Raw genomic sequence first — 17661 nt, 5'->3', positions numbered from 1 at the left:
ATGGAATTATTAGATAAATTAAATTGGAGATATGCTGCTAAAGCCATGAATGGTGAAACGGTTGCCGAAGAAAAAATAGAACGTATTTTAGAAGCTGCACGACTTGCTCCTACCTCAAGCGGTTTACAACCTTTTGAAATTATAGTCATAAAAAATCAAGATGTTAAAGAACAGATTAAACCTGTAGCTTGGAATCAATCGGTGATTACCGACTGCTCTCACCTACTCGTTTTTGCTGCTTGGGATACCTATACTGCCGATCGCATTAACCACATGTTTGATTTAACCAACGATATTCGCGGATTTAAAAACGAAGGTTGGGAAAACTACCGTCAGATGTTATTAAATTCTTATCCGCAAAAAGAGGCCGAAGAGAATTTTAATCATGCTGCAAAACAAGCGTACATCGCTTTTTCTCAAGCCGTAATTGCTGCTGCTTTTGAAGGTGTAGATGCCACACCTCTAGAAGGTTTTGATCCTACTGCCGTTGATGAGATTTTAGGCTTAAAAGAAAAAGGTTTACGCAGTGCAGTCATGCTTCCTTTAGGCTACAGACAAGAAGATAAAGACTGGTTAGTAAACCTTGTAAAGGTGAGAAAACCAATGAATGAATTAGTAACTGTAATTGAATAAAAAAATAGCTATGAAAAAGACCATTTTATTAAATAACAGACCCCAAGGTGAACCTACGGTTTCAAATTTTGAATTTGTTACTGAAGATAACAAACTCCAAATTTCTGAAGGTGAAATGCTTTTAGAAACCACTTACGTTTCAGTAGATCCTTATTTAAGAGGACGCATGAGTGATGCCAAATCGTATGTGCCACCATTCCAATTAAATAAACCCATACAATCTGGTGTCATTGCCAAAGTGATAGCTTCTAAAAACAAGAAATTCGCTGAAGGCGATTATGTTTCTGGAATGCTCGATTGGTCAACACAACAAATATCAAAAGGTGTAGGCTTAAATAAAGTAGATGCTTCTAAAGCGCCTTTAAGTGCCTACTTAGGTGTTTTAGGAATGACCGGACTCACCGCTTTTTTAGGTTTACAAGAGATAGGAAAACCTAAAGCAGGAGAAACTATTATCATTTCTGGTGCTGCTGGAGCTGTTGGTAGTGTCGTTGGGCAAATTGCTAAAATTCTAGGCCTTCATGTTATAGGAATTGCTGGTACCGATGAAAAAATTGACATGCTAAAAAATGAATTTGGCTTTGATGCTGGTATCAATTATAACACCAGTGAGGATATAAATGTTGAGCTCAAAAAACTAGCTCCAAATGGTGTTGATATTTATTTTGACAATGTGAGTGGACCAATATCGGATGCGGTACTTTTTAACATCAACCGCTTTGCTAGAATTATTATCTGTGGAGCTATTTCGGTTTACAATAAAACGGAACTACCTACCGGTTTAAGCGTACAGCCATTTTTGGTTAAAAACAGTGCTTTAATGCAAGGATTTATTGTATCTAATTATGCTGAAAAGTTCCCAGAAGCTATACAACAGTTAGCGACTTGGTTGAAAGCAGGTAAATTAACTTATACCGAAACGATTGTTGAAGGTTTTGATAATATTCCAAAGGCTTTCATCGATTTGTTTGAAGGAAAAAATAAAGGAAAAATGATTGTTAAAATCTAAAAACATAATGTAAAAAAGTTGCCAAATTGAGCCTGTTGAAATATTTTAACTATTTGATAATCAATAAAGGTTTCGACAAGCTCAACCTGACAAGCTCACTTTTAAAACTTATTTACAACACACATAACCATAAAAATTAAGCAAATGAACACTTTTGAATTTAAAAACCCGACCAAAATTATTTTTGGAAAAGACACTATAAAAAATATAGAAAATGAAATTCCTAATGACGCCAAAGTTTTAATGCTTTATGGTGGTGGTAGTATTAAAAAGAACGGCATATACGATCAAGTAAAAGCTGCCTTATCATCATTTGATGTGGTTGAATTTGGTGGTATTCCTGCCAATCCGGAATATGCTGTTTTAATGCAAGCTTTAAAAGTGATTAAAGATGAAAACATCACTTATTTATTAGCTGTCGGTGGTGGTTCTGTGATTGATGGCACCAAATTTTTATCGTCTGCTGCATTATTTGATGGCGATACCCCTTGGGATATTCTAACAGAAAAAATAAGAACTGAAAAAGGCATGCCATTCGGAACCGTTTTAACCCTTCCTGCAACAGGTTCCGAGATGAATTCTGGTGCTGTGATTACCAGAGAGGAAACCAAGGAAAAGCTTGCTATGGGTGGTCCTGGTTTATTTCCTGAGTTCTCAGTTTTAGATCCTCAAGTGATTGCTTCTATTCCAAAACGTCAGTTAGCCAACGGAATTACCGATGCTTTTTCTCATGTTTTAGAACAATATATGACCTACCCTATTGGAGCCTTATTACAAGACAGATTTGCTGAAAGCATTTTACAAACTTTAATTGAAGTCGCTCCTAAAGTAATTAAAGATCCTACAGAATATACATCGGCAGCAAACTTTATGTGGAGTTGCACGATGGCCTTAAACGGTTTAATTCAAAAAGGTGTGCCTACCGATTGGGCTGTGCATGCTATGGGACACGAACTTACCGCTTTATATGGAATTGATCACGCAAGAACATTAGCGATCATTTTCCCTAGTCATTATAAATTCAATTTTGAAGCGAAAAAAGAAAAGTTAGCGCAATACGCAGAGCGTGTATGGAATGTGACAGAAGGAAATACCGATGATAAAGCTTATGCTGCTATTGAAAAAACAGAAGCTTTTTTCCAAAGTTTAGAGATTGACACCAAATTATCTGATTATACTAAAGATTATGAAGGTACTGCTGAAGAAATTTCAAAACGTTTTACCGACCGTGGTTGGTTAGGATTGGGTGAGCATCAAGATTTATCTCCTGAGAAGGTTGAAAAAATTGTAAAAATGGCTTATTAGACTATGGTCGATAAGACATCAACTATTTTTAAATATTGATTATAAAACCTAATAAAATGAGTAACTTTTCAGAAATCATAAATCAGGATAAACCTGTACTTGTTGACTTTTATGCCACTTGGTGTGGTCCTTGCAAAACTTTAGGTCCGATTCTAAAAGATGTGAAAGACACATTAAAAGACTCCATTTCTATTATTAAGATAGACGTTGACAAAAATCAAGAGTTAGCAACAAAATACCAGGTTAAAGGTGTACCTACCATGTTACTATTTAAAAACGGAAAACAGGTTTGGAGACAGTCTGGCGTACTTCAGAAAAATGACATATTAAACGTTATTTCAACAAACGCTTAACAACCTTTGATTGTAAGTATATAATAAAGAAAGAAGCTGTCTAAGAAATAACCTTTCCGTCAATCTGAATTTATTTCAGATTCTCATAATCTATGAATGTCAATTGATGAGATTCCGTACCGAGCACGGCATGACGATGGGTTTGACTTAACAGACAGCTTCTTTATATTTGAATATATTAAGCTGTTTCAAGCTCACGTTTTGCCATTCTATACTGATACTTAGGATAAATAGAGCGTTTAGCAAATCGATTTAGTTTATTACTATTAATCATTTTAATATAAACCTGTTTTGTAACTCCAAAATACTCGTAGGTAGTACCATCCGTAAAAGTAATTTCTAGTAACATCCCTTTGTGATGGTAATCAGAAATAGCAGAATTTGTAATGGTTTCTGTATAGGCTTCTAAATTCGCTGCTAAGGTTTCTGGCGCAATACTAACTAGAAAATGGTAGCCATCAATAATTTTACGGCTATTAATTTCAGCTTCTTCTTTTAATGCATCACCATCTTGAAACTTATCAGGATGCCATGCTTTAACCAAATCGCGGTAACTTTTCTTTAAAGCCTTTAACTCGATTTCGTTTTCAACTCCAAAGAGTTTTTTATATTCATTTATGCGCTTCATATCATCTTTATTTTGAAGCCGCAAAAGTAGGTGTAAAAATCACATGAAATACAAAAAACAACAATTAAAAAATCACTGATTATAAGACCGTTACACGGACCTTCTTGTTTTTTAATCTGGTATTGTTTAGTTTTTGAACTAAAGTATTGGCAAGAGCTAACGGAACTGCTACAAAAGCACAGTCTACTTTAAGTTCAATAACACCCAGCTGGTCTTTACTTATACCGCCTTGTTTAAAAAATAATCCTGCAATATCACCTTTTGAAATTTTATCTTTTCGGCCACCTGAAATAAACAAGGTTTCCCAATATTGTTCAATTTTAGGGGCTTTCTTTGAAATATTGATACCCTTAACATCTTTGATAAATTCTGGTAATATTTCGTTCTCCCACTTTAAAATATAGGCCGTTCCTTTAGCATTAACACGGGCGGTTCTACCGTTTCTATGAATAAATTCTTCTTCGTGTCGTGGTAATTCATAATGGATGATATGATTCATTTCTGGAATATCAATCCCTCGGGCAGCCAAATCTGTAGCCACTAAAACCTGACAACTTCCGTTTCTAAACTTTATAAGCGCCCTTTCTCTGTCTTTTTGCTCCATACCACCAGAAAAGCAAGCATGACTAATTTTATTGCGTTTTAAAAAAGCACTTACGTCGTTAATGCTATCTCTTAAATTGCAAAATATGATGCCTGGTTTATCGCCAATATGCGCTACCAATTCTAACAAAGTCCCCAACTTATTGGCTTTAGGAGAAATAACAGTTTTTATTGTTAATTGCGATGTTTTTTTAGTGTTTAAGTAATTCACTGTAATAGGCTTGTCCAACCGTACAAAACCAGGTATTTTAACCCCTTGCGTTGCTGAGGTTAAAATACGTTTGTTTATACTTGGCAATTGCCTAATAATGGCCTTCATTTCTTCTTCAAAACCGTCTTCTAATGATTTATCAAATTCATCTAGAATAAGCGTTCTAATGCTTGTTTTATCAAAACGATTGGCATCAAAATGATCTAATAATCTGCCGGGTGTACCAATTAAAATGGCAGGATTATGTTTTATTTCAATTTTATCTTTGGAAATAGGTCTACCTCCATAAACAGCATTCACTTTAAAACCTGATCCCATCGAGCGTATCACTTGTTCAATTTGAATCGCTAATTCTCTTGAAGGCACGATAACCAAGGCTTGAATTTCTTGCAATTCAGGATCCAAAACTTCTAATAAGGGTAGTAAAAACGCTAGTGTTTTCCCTGTTCCTGTGGGTGATAACAAAACAGTATTTGTATTCGATTCGATAACCGAAAAAGCCTCTTCCTGCATCGGATTTAAGGCTTGAATATTTAATTTATTTAAAATATCCTGTTGATTTTTTATGTCGTTAGCCATTATTGCTTTTTCTTTTTATGCGTTTTAGCGCCTTCAGGATTTGGAATTGCCGTGGCGTTTTGAGCTAAGTAATTTGCTAATATTTTATCAACAAGTTCTTCTTTGGTTAAATGATGAAATATGGTTTTTATCTTGGCTTTTAAATCTTCTGAAACCTCACGATTAGGTTTGGTTTTAAATATTTTTTTAGCCCATAACAATGTATTATTCTCTTCAATACTTTGAGCATCAGCTTTTTTAAAGGTCTTAAAAGTAATGCCTAATTCATCTTCAAAATCGGCAATATCAATCACTTCTTCTTCCTGTAAAATGGTTAAAGAAAACCCTTTCGCTCCTGCTCTAGCCGTTCTTCCACTTCTATGTACATAGGCATCATAAGTATCTGGTAAATGATAATTTACAACGTAAGACAGGTTTTTAACATCAATACCACGAGCAGCTAAATCGGTAGCAACCAAAATATCGATATGTTCATCTCTAAATTGTCCCATAATACGATCACGAATACCTTGAGACAAACTACCATGTAACGCTCCTGATGAAAATTTATTAATCGCTAAATTTTTAGCCAATTTATTAACAGCAGCCTTGGTTTTACAAAAAATAATACCACGTTCGCCTTCTCTAGAGTTTAAAAAATGCATTAAAACTTCTAATTTCTCTATAGGCTCTACCACAACATATTGATGATCGATACCTTGATGACCAACCGTTTCCATATCGGCTTCGATGTGTACCACACGTTTAGACATGTAATTTTGAACCAATTGTTTTATGTAACCAGGCATGGTTGCTGTAAATAATAAGGTTCTTCTGGTTTTAGGAAGTTCATTTATAATGGCATCCACCTCTTCCTTTAAAGCACTTATCATTTCATCAGCTTCATCTAATACAAAATAGCTTATGCTTTTCAGATTAATGGCTTCACGTTTAACTAAATCTACCAAACGACCAGGTGTAGCAATTATAATTTGAGACTGATTTGTTAAAGCTTCAATCTGTGGCTTTATGGGTGTTCCTCCGCACAAAGAGACGATTTTAATTTCTGTGCTATTTGAAGCTAAAGATTGTAAATTGTTGTAAATCTGCTGGCCTAATTCTCTTGTAGGTGTAAGGATTAAAGATTGAATGTCTTTATTCTCTACATTGGCCAATTGTAATAACGGCAAGCCAAAAGCCGCTGTTTTTCCTGTACCTGTTTTTGCTAAAACAACGAGATCATCTTTCTGATTTAAAACTACCGGAATCGCTTTTTTCTGAACGTCTGTCGGTTCAGAAATTTGTAAATCGATTAAACTTTGCTGGAGCTGTTCGTTAATTCCTAAATCTGAAAACTGTTTTAACATGGCTATTTTTTTGAGCAAAGATAGCGACACTTTTGCTCTGGGGATTACTATTTACTCCGTAATTCCTTTATAAGATGAAATTGTTATGATATTTAGGCGAAACACGAACTATAAGAAGTTCACTAAGCTACTTTGAAAGTAAATTTGAAGTGTCATAAGAAGTTCTGAAAATGAAAACAACTTTTAGGGTTTTAATTTCCTTTGATACGAACCCATAAATCCGCCATTAGATTTTTAGCGTCTCTACCATCTTTTGGAGTTTCTATAAAACGGACTTCACCGTTTTCCAAAACTTGAATTTCATATTGAAAAACAAACTGATTGTTGTCGGGTTTAATCCCCATAGTTCCAAAACGTAGGTCGTTAAAATATAGTTTGTCATTCTTCTTTGTTATGGTATACCACCCTTTCGAGATATGAATCATACGTTTTACTTTGTCGTTATTTTTCAAATCGCCCAAGTATTCATGATGTTTAGGGTACTTATAAAACGTAATAGGCTTTGTATCAAAAAAGGAATAATACCCTACCAAATAAGCATCTTTGGTATCAATATTTGCAGTCCATAAAATGGTATTTAACGGTGTAGGTCGTGTATCAATTTGAGAATATGATATGTTTTGAGTTGTTAGATTTTTTTCAAATTTAGTATAAGCCCATCCTTTTAATACCACGGTGATAATTAAATAAGCACTACTCACGATAAGTCCGTAATTATTATAGACACGCCTTTTTCGTGATGTTTTTTCCTGAAACATCGTTAGAATTAAAAAAACAATAAACGGCAATGTATATAAGGGATCTATAACAAAAATCGACTTAAAAGCAAGAGGGTAATCTATAGGCCAAAACAGCTGTGTTCCCCATGTGGTAAAGGCATCTAGAAGCGGATGGGTTATAAAACACCAGAAAAAGAGCCAAGACCAGCCTTTAAAATCTTTATATTTTTCATACTTGGAGACGATCCAACCAAAAATAGGTCCGAAAATGACCGAAAAAAAGATGGAATGCGTAAATCCGCGATGAATTTCTAGCGCTGAAACCGTATCAGTAAAATGTGATGCTAATACATCTAAGTCTGGAATAGTACCTGCAATAGCACCATATAACATAGCTTTATTGCCTATTTTTTTACCTAATACAGCTTCACCAACGGCGGCACCTAAAACGATTTGGGTAAGAGAATCCATTTATATCCTTGTATCTTTTTGAAATGGAAAAGTAACTATTTAAATTTTATAGTTAGTCGTATTTTTGATTCTAATCGGATTCCGTTTTATTTTGAATAGAACCTGAATAACGTATAGGTGTTCTTGTGTTACCAGTTAAAATCATTTCAGATTTTAAATTTGGAAATAGGGTGATATTAACTCGAAAGTTTTCCGAGTTACTTTTTGCTTCAAATGAAATATCATAACTAGAATCCTTCTTTTGCGAGACTTTATAATTCTTCATAAGCCCTTTAAAAGCAATGGCGCTATCATCACCACCATAACTTCCTCCCATTTGTCGCTCTCCAAAATAAGGCAAATATGAGGTGATACTATCTCCTGAAATCGTCAAAAAATTGCTGTTTCCAATTAAATTCACAGACCCGCCCTGATTCCCTGGAGGTAATAATCGTGCCGCTTGTTGCATGGCCATTGTAGTAGTTGGATAAGCCCAATCTGAAATAATTTTAAAATCTTTATTGTTAACTATAGTAGCTAATCGGTCTAATTCTGCTTGAGTCGCATTCGTTTTTCCAGAACCACAAGCCATAAGCAATACTACAAAAGTGGCCAATATGTATTTAATGATATTATTTTTCATTTTGAAATATTTAAAAGGTTATAACGAGGAAATTAAAGATGATAACCGTCGCTTATACGATGTTAATTTACATATAAATGAAGGTAATTCAAATGTAAATCCTAATTTTAGCACTTATGAGTTTCAAGAAAAACCAATTACAGCTACAATATCAGGGCTTTGTAAACACTCCTTTACTATGGAAAAAGTCAGATGTCATGGGATTACAGCAGTTATTACTTCCAGAACAAGATGTATCACAATTTACGACGCATGAACAACCAAATCTACGTTTAGGAAAACGTGTTGAGCAGTTTGTATTCTTTCAATTATCAAGCTATAACGACATCAAAATTCTTTTAAAAAACACGCAAATTCAAAACAATAAGCAAACTATAGGTGAAATAGATTGTATTTTAGAGTTGGACCAAACCTTTATTCATCTTGAAATTGTCTATAAATTTTACTTGTATGATCCTAACCATGGCCAAACTGAAATCGAACACTGGATTGGCCCCAACAGAAAGGATACTCTACTTAAAAAAATAACAAAACTTAATGAAAAACAACTTCCTTTACTTTATAATGAACATACACAAAAAGTATTAAAACCACTACAAGTACAATCCGAAAGCATCAAACAGCAGGTGTATTTTAAAGCACAATTATTCCTCCCTTTTGAAGATTTTGATACCCCATTTGATATCCTTAATTCAGCATGTATTAGTGGATTCTATATCCATTATACAAGAATCGCTGAATTACAACACTGTAAGTTTTTTATACCCGATAAAATTGATTGGCTACAAGAAACCCAAAATCAAGTCGATTGGTGTTCTTATTCAGTCTTTTGTGATAGCATAGAATCCGTTATCCAACAAAAAATAGCACCACTTTGTTGGATTAAATTTCCAAAAGGTCGCATTCAAAAATGTTTTGTGGTCTGGTGGCCATAATCTAAAGTTTAAATAATTTAATCATCATCAAGCCTACTGGAAGTTGTTCTAATACCTAAACTAGAACGCTAGGTTAGATGACACTCATTTGTGTTTATTTTATTGCCATGTATGAATATCATAATAATCCCATCAAAAAACTATCATTTTCACATTAAAACAGAGCTATTATATATACATTTTCAGAAGGTTTTTAAGCTTTTATTACTAATTTTATAATTAACTAAAATTTTTATCATTTTGAAATAGTAAAAAGTACTTTCTTTCATTTTAAAGGGGGTATATTAGATTTTCCAAAATGTTTATTTTTTAAATTTTAGTTGGTGTTAAGTTAAACTCTAGCAGTAAAATCTGTTATTTACACGGTAATTTATGGCGTTAAAAATCGTAATCTCCCACAAAACAAAGTATAAGTACGATAGAAAAGTTTCTTTATCCCCACACATATTCCGACTGCGGCCAGCGCCACACTCACGAACACCAATTGAGTCTTACTCCATAAAAATTAAACCAGAAGAACAGTTTTTTAATTGGCAGCAAGACCCTTTTGGAAATTATGTAGCGCGATTAGTGTTTCCTGAAAAAACAGACGAACTTTCTATTGATGTCGAGATTATTGCCGATTTAAAGACCATTAATCCTTTCGATTTCTTTATTGAAGAATCTGCCGAAGAGTATCCTTTTGAATATACTGATACTATTAAAAAAGAGCTTCTTCCCTATTTAGAAATTACCGATAATGGTGATTTACTAAAGGATTTTATAAAAACGATCGATTATACGCCGCGAAAAACAATCTATTTCTTAATTGATATTAATAGGAAGATATACGAATATTTAAGCTATAACATTCGTATGGAGCCTGGAGTGCAATCTTGTGAGGAAACTCTAGAACGCAAAAATGGGTCTTGTCGTGATTTCGCTTGGCTTTTTGTCCAAACATTACGCCACCTCGGTTTTGGTGCTCGATTTGTTTCTGGGTACTTAGTTCAGTTAAAATCTGATGAAAAGTCACTAGATGGTCCTTCAGGTCCCGAGGAAGATTTTACCGATTTACACGCCTGGGCTGAAGTGTATTTACCTGGAGCAGGATGGATTGGTTTTGATGCCACTTCTGGACTGCTTGCTAGCGAAGGTCATATTCCGCTGGCATGTACACCTTCCTTTGAAAGTGCTGCCCCGGTGTCGGGAGCTACCGATGTTTGTGAAACCGAATTCTTTTTTGAAAACTCGGTAACGCGTATTTTCGAATCGCCTAGAGTAACAAAACCTTATACGGAAGCCCAATGGAAAGACATTTATAAACTTGGAAATAAGGTTGAAAAACAACTTCAAAAGGGAGATGTTCGTTTAACTATGGGTGGCGAACCTACGTTCATTTCTATTGATGATTTAGATGCTCCTGAGTGGAATACGACGGCCGACGGACCGCTAAAACGAAAATTAGCCAAAGATTTATCTAAAAAATTACATGAAGCCTTTGGAAAAGGTGGTGTGCTTCACCATGCCCAAGGAAAATGGTATCCTGGTGAACCTTTACCACGTTGGCAAATTGAAATTTGTTGGCGTAAAGATGGTCGACCGATTTGGTATAATAAGAATTTATTAGCCACTTACACCGATGATGTTACAATTCCGCCTGATACGGATAAAAAATTCTTAGAAACCCTTACTAAATATTTAAGGGTTACAAACGAACATATTTTACCTACTTACGAAGACCCATTCTATTACTTATGGGAACAAGGTAATTTACCTACCGATTATAATCCAGCCGATGATGAAGATAACGAGCTGGCAAAGAAAAAACTAAACGCCATTTTTGAAAAAGGGACATCAACCCCGGTTGGTTATTTACTGCCCTTAAATAAAACTGAAAACAAATGGTTTACAAGTGCTTGGACCTTTAGGCGTCAACACCTGTTTTTAACACCAGGCGACTCCCCTATTGGCTTGAGATTACCTTTAGCCTCCTTAGAAGCTAAACCAGAACATGAAATTTTCCCAATTTACGAACCCGAACTGTTTGGTATTAAGGGAAGACTTCCAAGTTTTAAAAATATTGTAAAAGCACGTTATAAAGATTATTGTGATTTTGGAATTGATTACAATCAACCAAACTATTTCGTGCGCACCGCCCTGTGTTCCGAAATTAGAGATGGAAAACTTTATTTATTCCTTCCACCTTTAGAATCTGCCGAAGTATTTCTAGATTTAATTGCATCCATAGAAATGACTGCTAAAGAACTTAATGTTCCAGTGATTTTAGAAGGATACGAGCCTCCAAAAGATAACAGACTAGAATCTCTAAAAATCACGCCAGACCCTGCAGTAATAGAGGTAAATGTGCATCCTGTGAAAAACTGGGAAGAATTATGTAACAACACATTTACATTATACAGGCTTGCAAAAGAATCGCGTTTGGGTACCGAAAAATTCATGCTCGACGGGAAACACACGGGAACTGGTGGCGGAAACCATGTGACTTTAGGGGGTACTAGTCCGCAAGATAGTCCCCTACTTCGTAAACCTAGCTTGTTAAGAAGTTTACTAACCTTCTGGCAACATCACCCGGGATTAACGTATTTATTTTCTGGAGCCTTCGTTGGACCAACCAGTCAGGCACCACGAATTGATGAGGCCCGCATGGATAATTTATACGAATTAGAAATTGCGTTTGCTCAAATTCCCGAAGATGAGGAAGTCCCTTTTTGGCTAACCGATCGCTTATTCCGTCATTTACTAACCGATCTTACAGGAAACACACATCGCGCCGAATTTTGTATTGATAAATTGTATTCGCCAGACTCGTCTTCTGGACGATTAGGCATTCTAGAGCTACGTGGATTTGATATGCCACCACATCCACAAATGAGTTTAACTCAAATGCTATTAGTACGAACACTAGTAGCTTGGTTCTGGAAAAAACCTTATGAGCACAATTTAGTGCGTTGGGGCACCGAATTGCATGACAAATTCTTAATTGAACACTACGTTCGTGAAGATATTAAAGATGTGGTCGAACAATTAAACAGAGCTGGTTACGCTTTTAAAGAGGAATGGTTTAATCCGTTTTTTGAGTTTAGATTTCCACTTCATGGTATGGTAGAAATTAATAATATTCACTTAGAATTAAGAGCAGGAATTGAGCCTTGGAATGTTTTAGGTGAAGAGATGACCGGAGGCGGTACAGCCCGCTATGTAGACTCTTCTTTAGAAAGACTTCAAGTTAAAGTTTCTAATTTCATAGATGAAAGATTTGTATTAACTTGCAACGGTGTAAAAGTTCAATTAAAAAGCACTGGAGTTAAAGGCGAATATGTAGCCGGAGTTAAGTATAAAGCTTGGGATCCGTACTCTGCATTGCACCCTACAATTCCTGTGGATACACCTTTAGTTTTTGATGTTGTTGATACTTGGAATAGACGATCTATTGGTGGTTGCACCTATTTTGTGTCGCACCCAGGCGGACGATCATATGAGAAGTACCCTGTGAATAGTTTTGAAGCAGAATCTCGAAGAATAAATCGTTTTTGGGAGTTTGGCCATACGCAAGGGGAAATTGATCCAGTTGAAAACATCAATCCAGATAAGGAAAATCCTAATAGAAGTGTTGAAGAAAAAGGAAGCTCTAAACGTTTTAAATACAAAGAATTGCCTGTTAATTTTGAATTCCCTTACACCCTGGATTTAAGAAAAAAATAAAGAGAAATTTATCAGCTTCTTATGAAGTAGAAAGTCTCTTAAAGCATAAGGATTCCTAATTAATGGAGACGAAAGAAAATAGCATATTTGAAAATTACTTTAAGGATTTTAGTAAATATGACGAGTTACTAACTTCAGAACTAACAATCAAACCTGATTGGAAAATTCTGTTGGATAATTTATTGAAAATTGGGAGCAAAGAACTGGCTGCTAAGCAATCGGAAATCGATTGGCTTTTAGCCGAAAACGGCGTGACTTATAATGTTTATAACGATCCGAATGGTTTAAATAGACCTTGGAATTTAAATATTATTCCCTTCATCATTCAGCAAAAAGAATGGGAATTGGTTGAAAAAGGTATTAAGCAGCGTTCCGAACTGCTCAATCTAATTCTTAAGGATATTTATGGCGAACGTAAATTACTGAAAAACGGAATCATTCCTCCTGAAGTGATTTATGCGCATCGCGGATTTTTACGTGCTTGCGACCAAATTGATTACAAAACAGCCAAAACCTTATTAATTCATGCTGTTGATTTAGCTCGCGGTCCCGACGGACGTATGTGGGTGGTAAATGACCGTACCCAAGCACCATCAGGCATGGGCTATGCTTTAGAAAATCGCTTCTCTAAAAGTAAAGTGATTCCTGAGATTTTTGATAATATTCATGTCACACAACCTTCAGAGTTTTTTAAAGATTTTAATCAACTGCTTTTAAAGGCAGCACCAGGAAATAAAGAAAATCCTAACGTGGTCATTTTAACCCCTGGTCCTCATAATGAAACTTATTTTGAACATGCTTACCTGTCAACCTTTTTAGGTTATCCTTTAGTAAAAGGAAACGATTTAGTAGTTAGAAATGGTAAGGTTTGGATGAAGTCGCTTAAAGGCCTAAAACAAGTTGATGTTATTTTACGTCGTGTTGATGATGCCTTTATGGACCCTTTAGAACTTCGTGAAGATTCGTACTTAGGGGTTGCTGGACTTTTGGAAGTAGTTCGACTTCAAAATGTAGCCATTGTAAACCCGATTGGAAGTGGCGTGCTCGAAAACCCTGGTCTTATTCCTTTTTTGGAAAATATCTGTAAATATTTTTTAAAAGAAGACCTTATTTTACCTCAAATTGCTTCTTGGTGGTGCGGACAAGAAAAGGAACGTAACCATGTTTTTGAAAACCTCACGTCATTTGTTGTAAAAAAAATAGATCGCTCTCAGCGTGAAAACATCATTTTCTGTGAGTTTTTAAGTAAAAAGGAACTCAAACAATTAAAGAAAAACATACTTGCTAATCCAAATCAATATGTAGCCCAAGAGAAAATATATTTCTCGACAGCACCAAATTTTATTAATGAAAAACTTGAACCTCGCAAGGTGTTATGTCGCACGTTTTCTATTGCTAAAGGTGATCAATATAGTGTGATGCCTGGTGGTTTAGTACGTGTGGCTGCCGAACGCGAGAAACTTTTTGTTTCAAATCAGCGTGGAGGAACTAGTAAAGATTTTTGGGTTATTGGTGATCAAAACCAAGCACACTTGGCCCTCTACTCCTGGAACAAGAGCTTACCTAATAACATTGCTAGCATCAATGATGTCCCTAGTAATACTGCCGAAAATTTATTTTGGTCTGGACGTTACGTGGCAAGAACTTTACTCACAGCACGATACATTCGTATGGTATTAAACCGAATGACTAATGTGCAGTACAATAATAAATACCTACCTGATCCCGAATGTTTAAACATTTTATATCATTCCATTACAACAATAACTTCTACATTTCCTGGATTTTACGATGAAGAGAACGCTGAAGCACTTCTTAAAGATCCTTTAAAAGAAATTGTTTCGGTTATCATTGATGAAAAACGTATCGGTAGTTTTGCGCAAAGTTTACAAAGTTTTAATGGGTCGTATTTCACGCTTCGAAATTTATGGTCTAAAGACATGTGGCGCGTTTTTGACAGTATTGATAAAATTTGGAAAAATTTCAAATCTGAAGAAAATTATAGCATCTATGGCTTAACGCGTTTTTTTGATAAAATTATTACCAGAATTATTGCTTTCATGGCGCTTACCGAAGAAAGTATTATGGTAAAACAGGGGCTTCTACTCTATTTTATTGGTTTGCAATTAGAAGAAGCTTCCATGACCATAGAAAAATTTAGAGCACTTATCGTGGTAAATCATGACGAGGACTTAGAATACGAAATTCTAGAATCATTATTATCTAGTCATGAGAGTTTAAACATTTATCGATACAGCTATAAATCCTATTTGAGTTTAGAAAACGTCGTTAAACTACTACTTTTAGATCAAGAATACACGCGTTCTTTAACCTATCAAATAACTCGATTACAAAAGGACATTAGCAAATTACCCAATAACAACCCTAATGGTGAACCTACAGAATGCTTAAAGAATATTGAAAAAGCACTTAGTTTAGTGCAAAATATAGATATTGATAGCATTCTTGAAGTCGATAGTGAAACGAAAATACGCTTGAAATTAGATCAGTTATTTTCCAAATTGAGTGATTTGTTTCATGTGACTTCTATGTCCATTTCAGACACCTATTTCAATCATTCGCTACAACAAAAACAGTTAGTAAAACGTAACATTACAAATTAAATGGTAGTTTTCGATCTCTGGCATAAAACCAAATACAAGTACGAGCAAGGCGCTTCTTTTTGTCATAATCTAGTGACTCTAAAACCTAAAAATTTTCCAGGTCAAGAATTAATAGATTATCGTTTAGAAATTAGTCCTACGCCTAGTGAAATTTTTGAAAGAGTTGATTTTTTCGGAAATACTATAGCAACCTTTTCTATTCAGGAAAATCACGAAGAACTTACCGTTATTGCGCGAAGTAAAATTGCTAGAGATTATAAATCTCAAATTTCAAATGAAAACATTGAAGCTAGAAACAAGGTAACCATAGAAGAAGCTTTCGTTTTATTAAAAGGCATTGAGCCCGATATTATCAATGCGCGACAGTATGTATTATTTTCTCCTTTGATCACTAAAATGTCGCCGAAAATAAAAAAGTACACCGAAGTTTCTTTTAAACCTGGCCGCTCACTTTATGAAGCAGCTCATGAACTCATGCAGCGTATTTTCATTGATTTTGATTTTGTTTCAGGTTTCACAAATATTGCTACACCTCTAGACGAGGTTATGAACGCCAAAAAAGGAGTTTGTCAAGATTTTGCTCAAGTGGCTATTGCATGTGTACGTTCTATGGGATTACCTGCAAGGTATGTGAGTGGTTATATTGAAACTGTTCCGCCGGAAGGCAAAGAAAAATTAATAGGAACCGACGCCTCGCATGCTTGGTTTTCCGTTTTTATTCCTCAATTTGGTTGGGTAGATTTCGACCCTACAAACAACCAAGTACCAAAAGATCAGCATATTGTGGTGGCCCATGGCCGCGATTATTACGATGTTCCACCACTTAAAGGAGTGATTTATTCCACAGGAAAAAATGATATGGAAGTATCTGTTGATTTACGTCCAGCAAAAGAAAATACCATAGAAAAGAAGGTCTAAAGAAAAACAAATTACTTCCTAAGCCTTGGCTTTAGCATCTAAAGTATGTGAAATATCGAAATAATCTTCTTCTAACTTTACAGCTATAGTAGCCAGTTTGTCAATCAATTCAGCCATAAATTCTTCTAAATTATTATCAATTTCTTCAATTAATTTATATTCAAATTGTGAGGTCATTTTACCAATTAAAAAAGCTGCTGAATTAACAGGTTTTTCATGCTGCTTAGAAATCATACAAATGTATTTATTCATTTGATTTAAGCAGTTTTTGATGGACCGCGGACATTTAGAATTTAAGATTAGAAATTCTAAGGTATTCGTTCTTTCGGGTGATTTTTTATAGCTCCTACGCATCATATCGTAAGCTAAAACACATTTTAATAAAGTGGCCCACTGGTAATTACCATCTACCAAATCGCCGTAAATCTTTTTCACTGTACTAGCATCACTTACTTTAGAGTTAATGATACGCGCCACCTGTAAACCTCGTTCAATATTAATACCTAACATAATGATGGCATAAACTTCATCATGCAAGAGTGTACTTTGTATTTTACTTTTAATATCAGATGTAGCATTACTTACAATGGTAGTGAAATCGTATAATTGACTTTTAACCAATTTTTCAACGGGATATCCTTTTATAACATGTTTAACACGGTTGACGGTTTCAAATAATTCATTAGAAATTAAATCTCTTGCACTTCTTGCATTTTCATGTGCGTTAACAAAACCGTTAACGATAGAATAAGACGAATCTATATTCAAGCCAACATTATATAACACTTCTTCTTCTTCCAGAATAATATCCGAATCAATAATTTCGTTCGCCGCCATGTACATTATGGAGCGTAAAACAAATTGTCTAGATTGTGATAATTCGTCGGGAGCATCTAGTGATGAAAAATAGTTGACTCTTAAAAACCGTGCTACATGTTCAGATCGTTCAATATATCTCCCCATCCAAAACAAATTATTTGCTACTCTTGCTAACATAAAT

Annotated in this window: 14 protein-coding genes; 8 read left to right on the top strand and 6 right to left on the bottom strand. The window is 35.0% G+C overall.

Features of this window, described 5'->3' with window-relative positions:
- The 4 genes from JJL45_RS10995 (at position 1) to trxA (ending at position 3300) form a co-directional block, all read left to right on the top strand.
- Positions 1–633, top strand: a complete 633-nt coding sequence (locus tag JJL45_RS10995) for an NAD(P)H-dependent oxidoreductase (protein WP_068604662.1) — start codon at positions 1–3, stop codon at positions 631–633.
- Between the two features lie 10 nt (positions 634–643).
- Positions 644–1642, top strand: a complete 999-nt coding sequence (locus JJL45_RS10990; protein WP_068604777.1) for an NADP-dependent oxidoreductase — start codon at positions 644–646, stop codon at positions 1640–1642.
- Positions 1643–1786: 144 nt separating this feature from the next.
- On the top strand, positions 1787–2947 hold the full coding sequence (locus tag JJL45_RS10985) for an iron-containing alcohol dehydrogenase (protein WP_068604660.1): 1161 nt from the start codon (positions 1787–1789) through the stop codon (positions 2945–2947).
- Between the two features lie 56 nt (positions 2948–3003).
- Positions 3004–3300: a thioredoxin gene (gene trxA / locus JJL45_RS10980; protein WP_068604658.1), complete on the top strand. Its 297-nt coding sequence runs from the start codon at positions 3004–3006 to the stop codon at positions 3298–3300.
- A 178-nt stretch (positions 3301–3478) separates the two neighbouring features.
- Here the strand turns inward: trxA and JJL45_RS10975 are convergent, their stop codons facing one another.
- The 5 genes from JJL45_RS10975 to JJL45_RS10955 form a co-directional block, all read right to left on the bottom strand.
- Positions 3479–3928, bottom strand: a complete 450-nt coding sequence (locus JJL45_RS10975) for a KTSC domain-containing protein (RefSeq protein ID WP_068604656.1) — start codon at positions 3926–3928, stop codon at positions 3479–3481.
- 79 nt (positions 3929–4007) lie between these two features.
- A complete protein-coding gene (locus JJL45_RS10970) occupies positions 4008–5321 on the bottom strand; it encodes a DEAD/DEAH box helicase (RefSeq protein ID WP_068604654.1) in 1314 nt (437 codons plus the stop codon).
- Positions 5321–6667, bottom strand: coding sequence for a DEAD/DEAH box helicase (locus JJL45_RS10965; protein WP_068604652.1), 1347 nt, complete (start codon positions 6665–6667; stop codon positions 5321–5323). Before JJL45_RS10965 ends, JJL45_RS10970 begins: the two co-directional genes overlap by 1 nt.
- A gap of 191 nt (positions 6668–6858) precedes the next feature.
- A complete protein-coding gene (locus JJL45_RS10960; protein ID WP_068604650.1) occupies positions 6859–7857 on the bottom strand; it encodes a metal-dependent hydrolase in 999 nt (332 codons plus the stop codon).
- A 70-nt stretch (positions 7858–7927) separates the two neighbouring features.
- Positions 7928–8479 (bottom strand): DUF4251 domain-containing protein, encoded by a 552-nt coding sequence (locus JJL45_RS10955; protein ID WP_068604648.1) that lies wholly within the window; start codon positions 8477–8479, stop codon positions 7928–7930.
- Between the two features lie 116 nt (positions 8480–8595).
- On the opposite strand from JJL45_RS10955, the gene JJL45_RS10950 reads away from it, so the two are divergent.
- From JJL45_RS10950 to JJL45_RS10935, 4 genes are all read left to right on the top strand, one after another.
- Positions 8596–9414 carry a DUF1853 family protein gene (locus JJL45_RS10950; RefSeq protein ID WP_068604646.1) on the top strand — a complete coding sequence of 273 codons (819 nt, stop codon included), beginning with the start codon at positions 8596–8598 and terminating at the stop codon, positions 9412–9414.
- Positions 9415–9786: 372 nt separating this feature from the next.
- Positions 9787–13119, top strand: a complete 3333-nt coding sequence (locus JJL45_RS10945) for a DUF2126 domain-containing protein (protein ID WP_068604644.1) — start codon at positions 9787–9789, stop codon at positions 13117–13119.
- A 62-nt stretch (positions 13120–13181) separates the two neighbouring features.
- Complete coding sequence (locus JJL45_RS10940) at positions 13182–15743, top strand: circularly permuted type 2 ATP-grasp protein (RefSeq protein ID WP_068604642.1); 2562 nt, start codon at positions 13182–13184, stop codon at positions 15741–15743.
- A complete protein-coding gene (locus tag JJL45_RS10935) occupies positions 15744–16661 on the top strand; it encodes a transglutaminase N-terminal domain-containing protein (RefSeq protein ID WP_068604639.1) in 918 nt (305 codons plus the stop codon). It begins immediately after the preceding gene.
- 18 nt (positions 16662–16679) lie between these two features.
- On the opposite strand, the gene JJL45_RS10930 is transcribed toward JJL45_RS10935, so the two are convergent.
- Positions 16680–17657, bottom strand: coding sequence for an alpha-E domain-containing protein (locus JJL45_RS10930; protein ID WP_068604637.1), 978 nt, complete (start codon positions 17655–17657; stop codon positions 16680–16682).
- Positions 17658–17661 lie beyond the last annotated feature (4 nt).

The sequence above is a fragment of the Tamlana sp. s12 genome, assembly GCF_016767215.1.
GTDB classification, from domain to species: domain Bacteria; phylum Bacteroidota; class Bacteroidia; order Flavobacteriales; family Flavobacteriaceae; genus Pseudotamlana; species Pseudotamlana agarivorans.
This window is presented reverse-complemented; position numbering and strand designations above follow the sequence as displayed.

Bases quoted from the DNA above. Each gene is read 5' to 3' on its own strand.
- JJL45_RS10995 (WP_068604662.1), top strand. From the start codon at position 1: ATGGAATTATTAGATAAATTAAATTGGAGATATGCTGCTAAAGCCATG.
- JJL45_RS10990 (WP_068604777.1), top strand. From the start codon at position 644: ATGAAAAAGACCATTTTATTAAATAACAGACCCCAAGGTGAACCTACG.
- JJL45_RS10985 (WP_068604660.1), top strand. From the start codon at position 1,787: ATGAACACTTTTGAATTTAAAAACCCGACCAAAATTATTTTTGGAAAA.
- trxA (WP_068604658.1), top strand. From the start codon at position 3,004: ATGAGTAACTTTTCAGAAATCATAAATCAGGATAAACCTGTACTTGTT.
- JJL45_RS10975 (WP_068604656.1), bottom strand. From the start codon at position 3,928: ATGAAGCGCATAAATGAATATAAAAAACTCTTTGGAGTTGAAAACGAA.
- JJL45_RS10970 (WP_068604654.1), bottom strand. From the start codon at position 5,321: ATGGCTAACGACATAAAAAATCAACAGGATATTTTAAATAAATTAAAT.
- JJL45_RS10965 (WP_068604652.1), bottom strand. From the start codon at position 6,667: ATGTTAAAACAGTTTTCAGATTTAGGAATTAACGAACAGCTCCAGCAA.
- JJL45_RS10960 (WP_068604650.1), bottom strand. From the start codon at position 7,857: ATGGATTCTCTTACCCAAATCGTTTTAGGTGCCGCCGTTGGTGAAGCT.
- JJL45_RS10955 (WP_068604648.1), bottom strand. From the start codon at position 8,479: ATGAAAAATAATATCATTAAATACATATTGGCCACTTTTGTAGTATTG.
- JJL45_RS10950 (WP_068604646.1), top strand. From the start codon at position 8,596: ATGAGTTTCAAGAAAAACCAATTACAGCTACAATATCAGGGCTTTGTA.
- JJL45_RS10945 (WP_068604644.1), top strand. From the start codon at position 9,787: ATGGCGTTAAAAATCGTAATCTCCCACAAAACAAAGTATAAGTACGAT.
- JJL45_RS10940 (WP_068604642.1), top strand. From the start codon at position 13,182: ATGGAGACGAAAGAAAATAGCATATTTGAAAATTACTTTAAGGATTTT.
- JJL45_RS10935 (WP_068604639.1), top strand. From the start codon at position 15,744: ATGGTAGTTTTCGATCTCTGGCATAAAACCAAATACAAGTACGAGCAA.
- JJL45_RS10930 (WP_068604637.1), bottom strand. From the start codon at position 17,657: ATGTTAGCAAGAGTAGCAAATAATTTGTTTTGGATGGGGAGATATATT.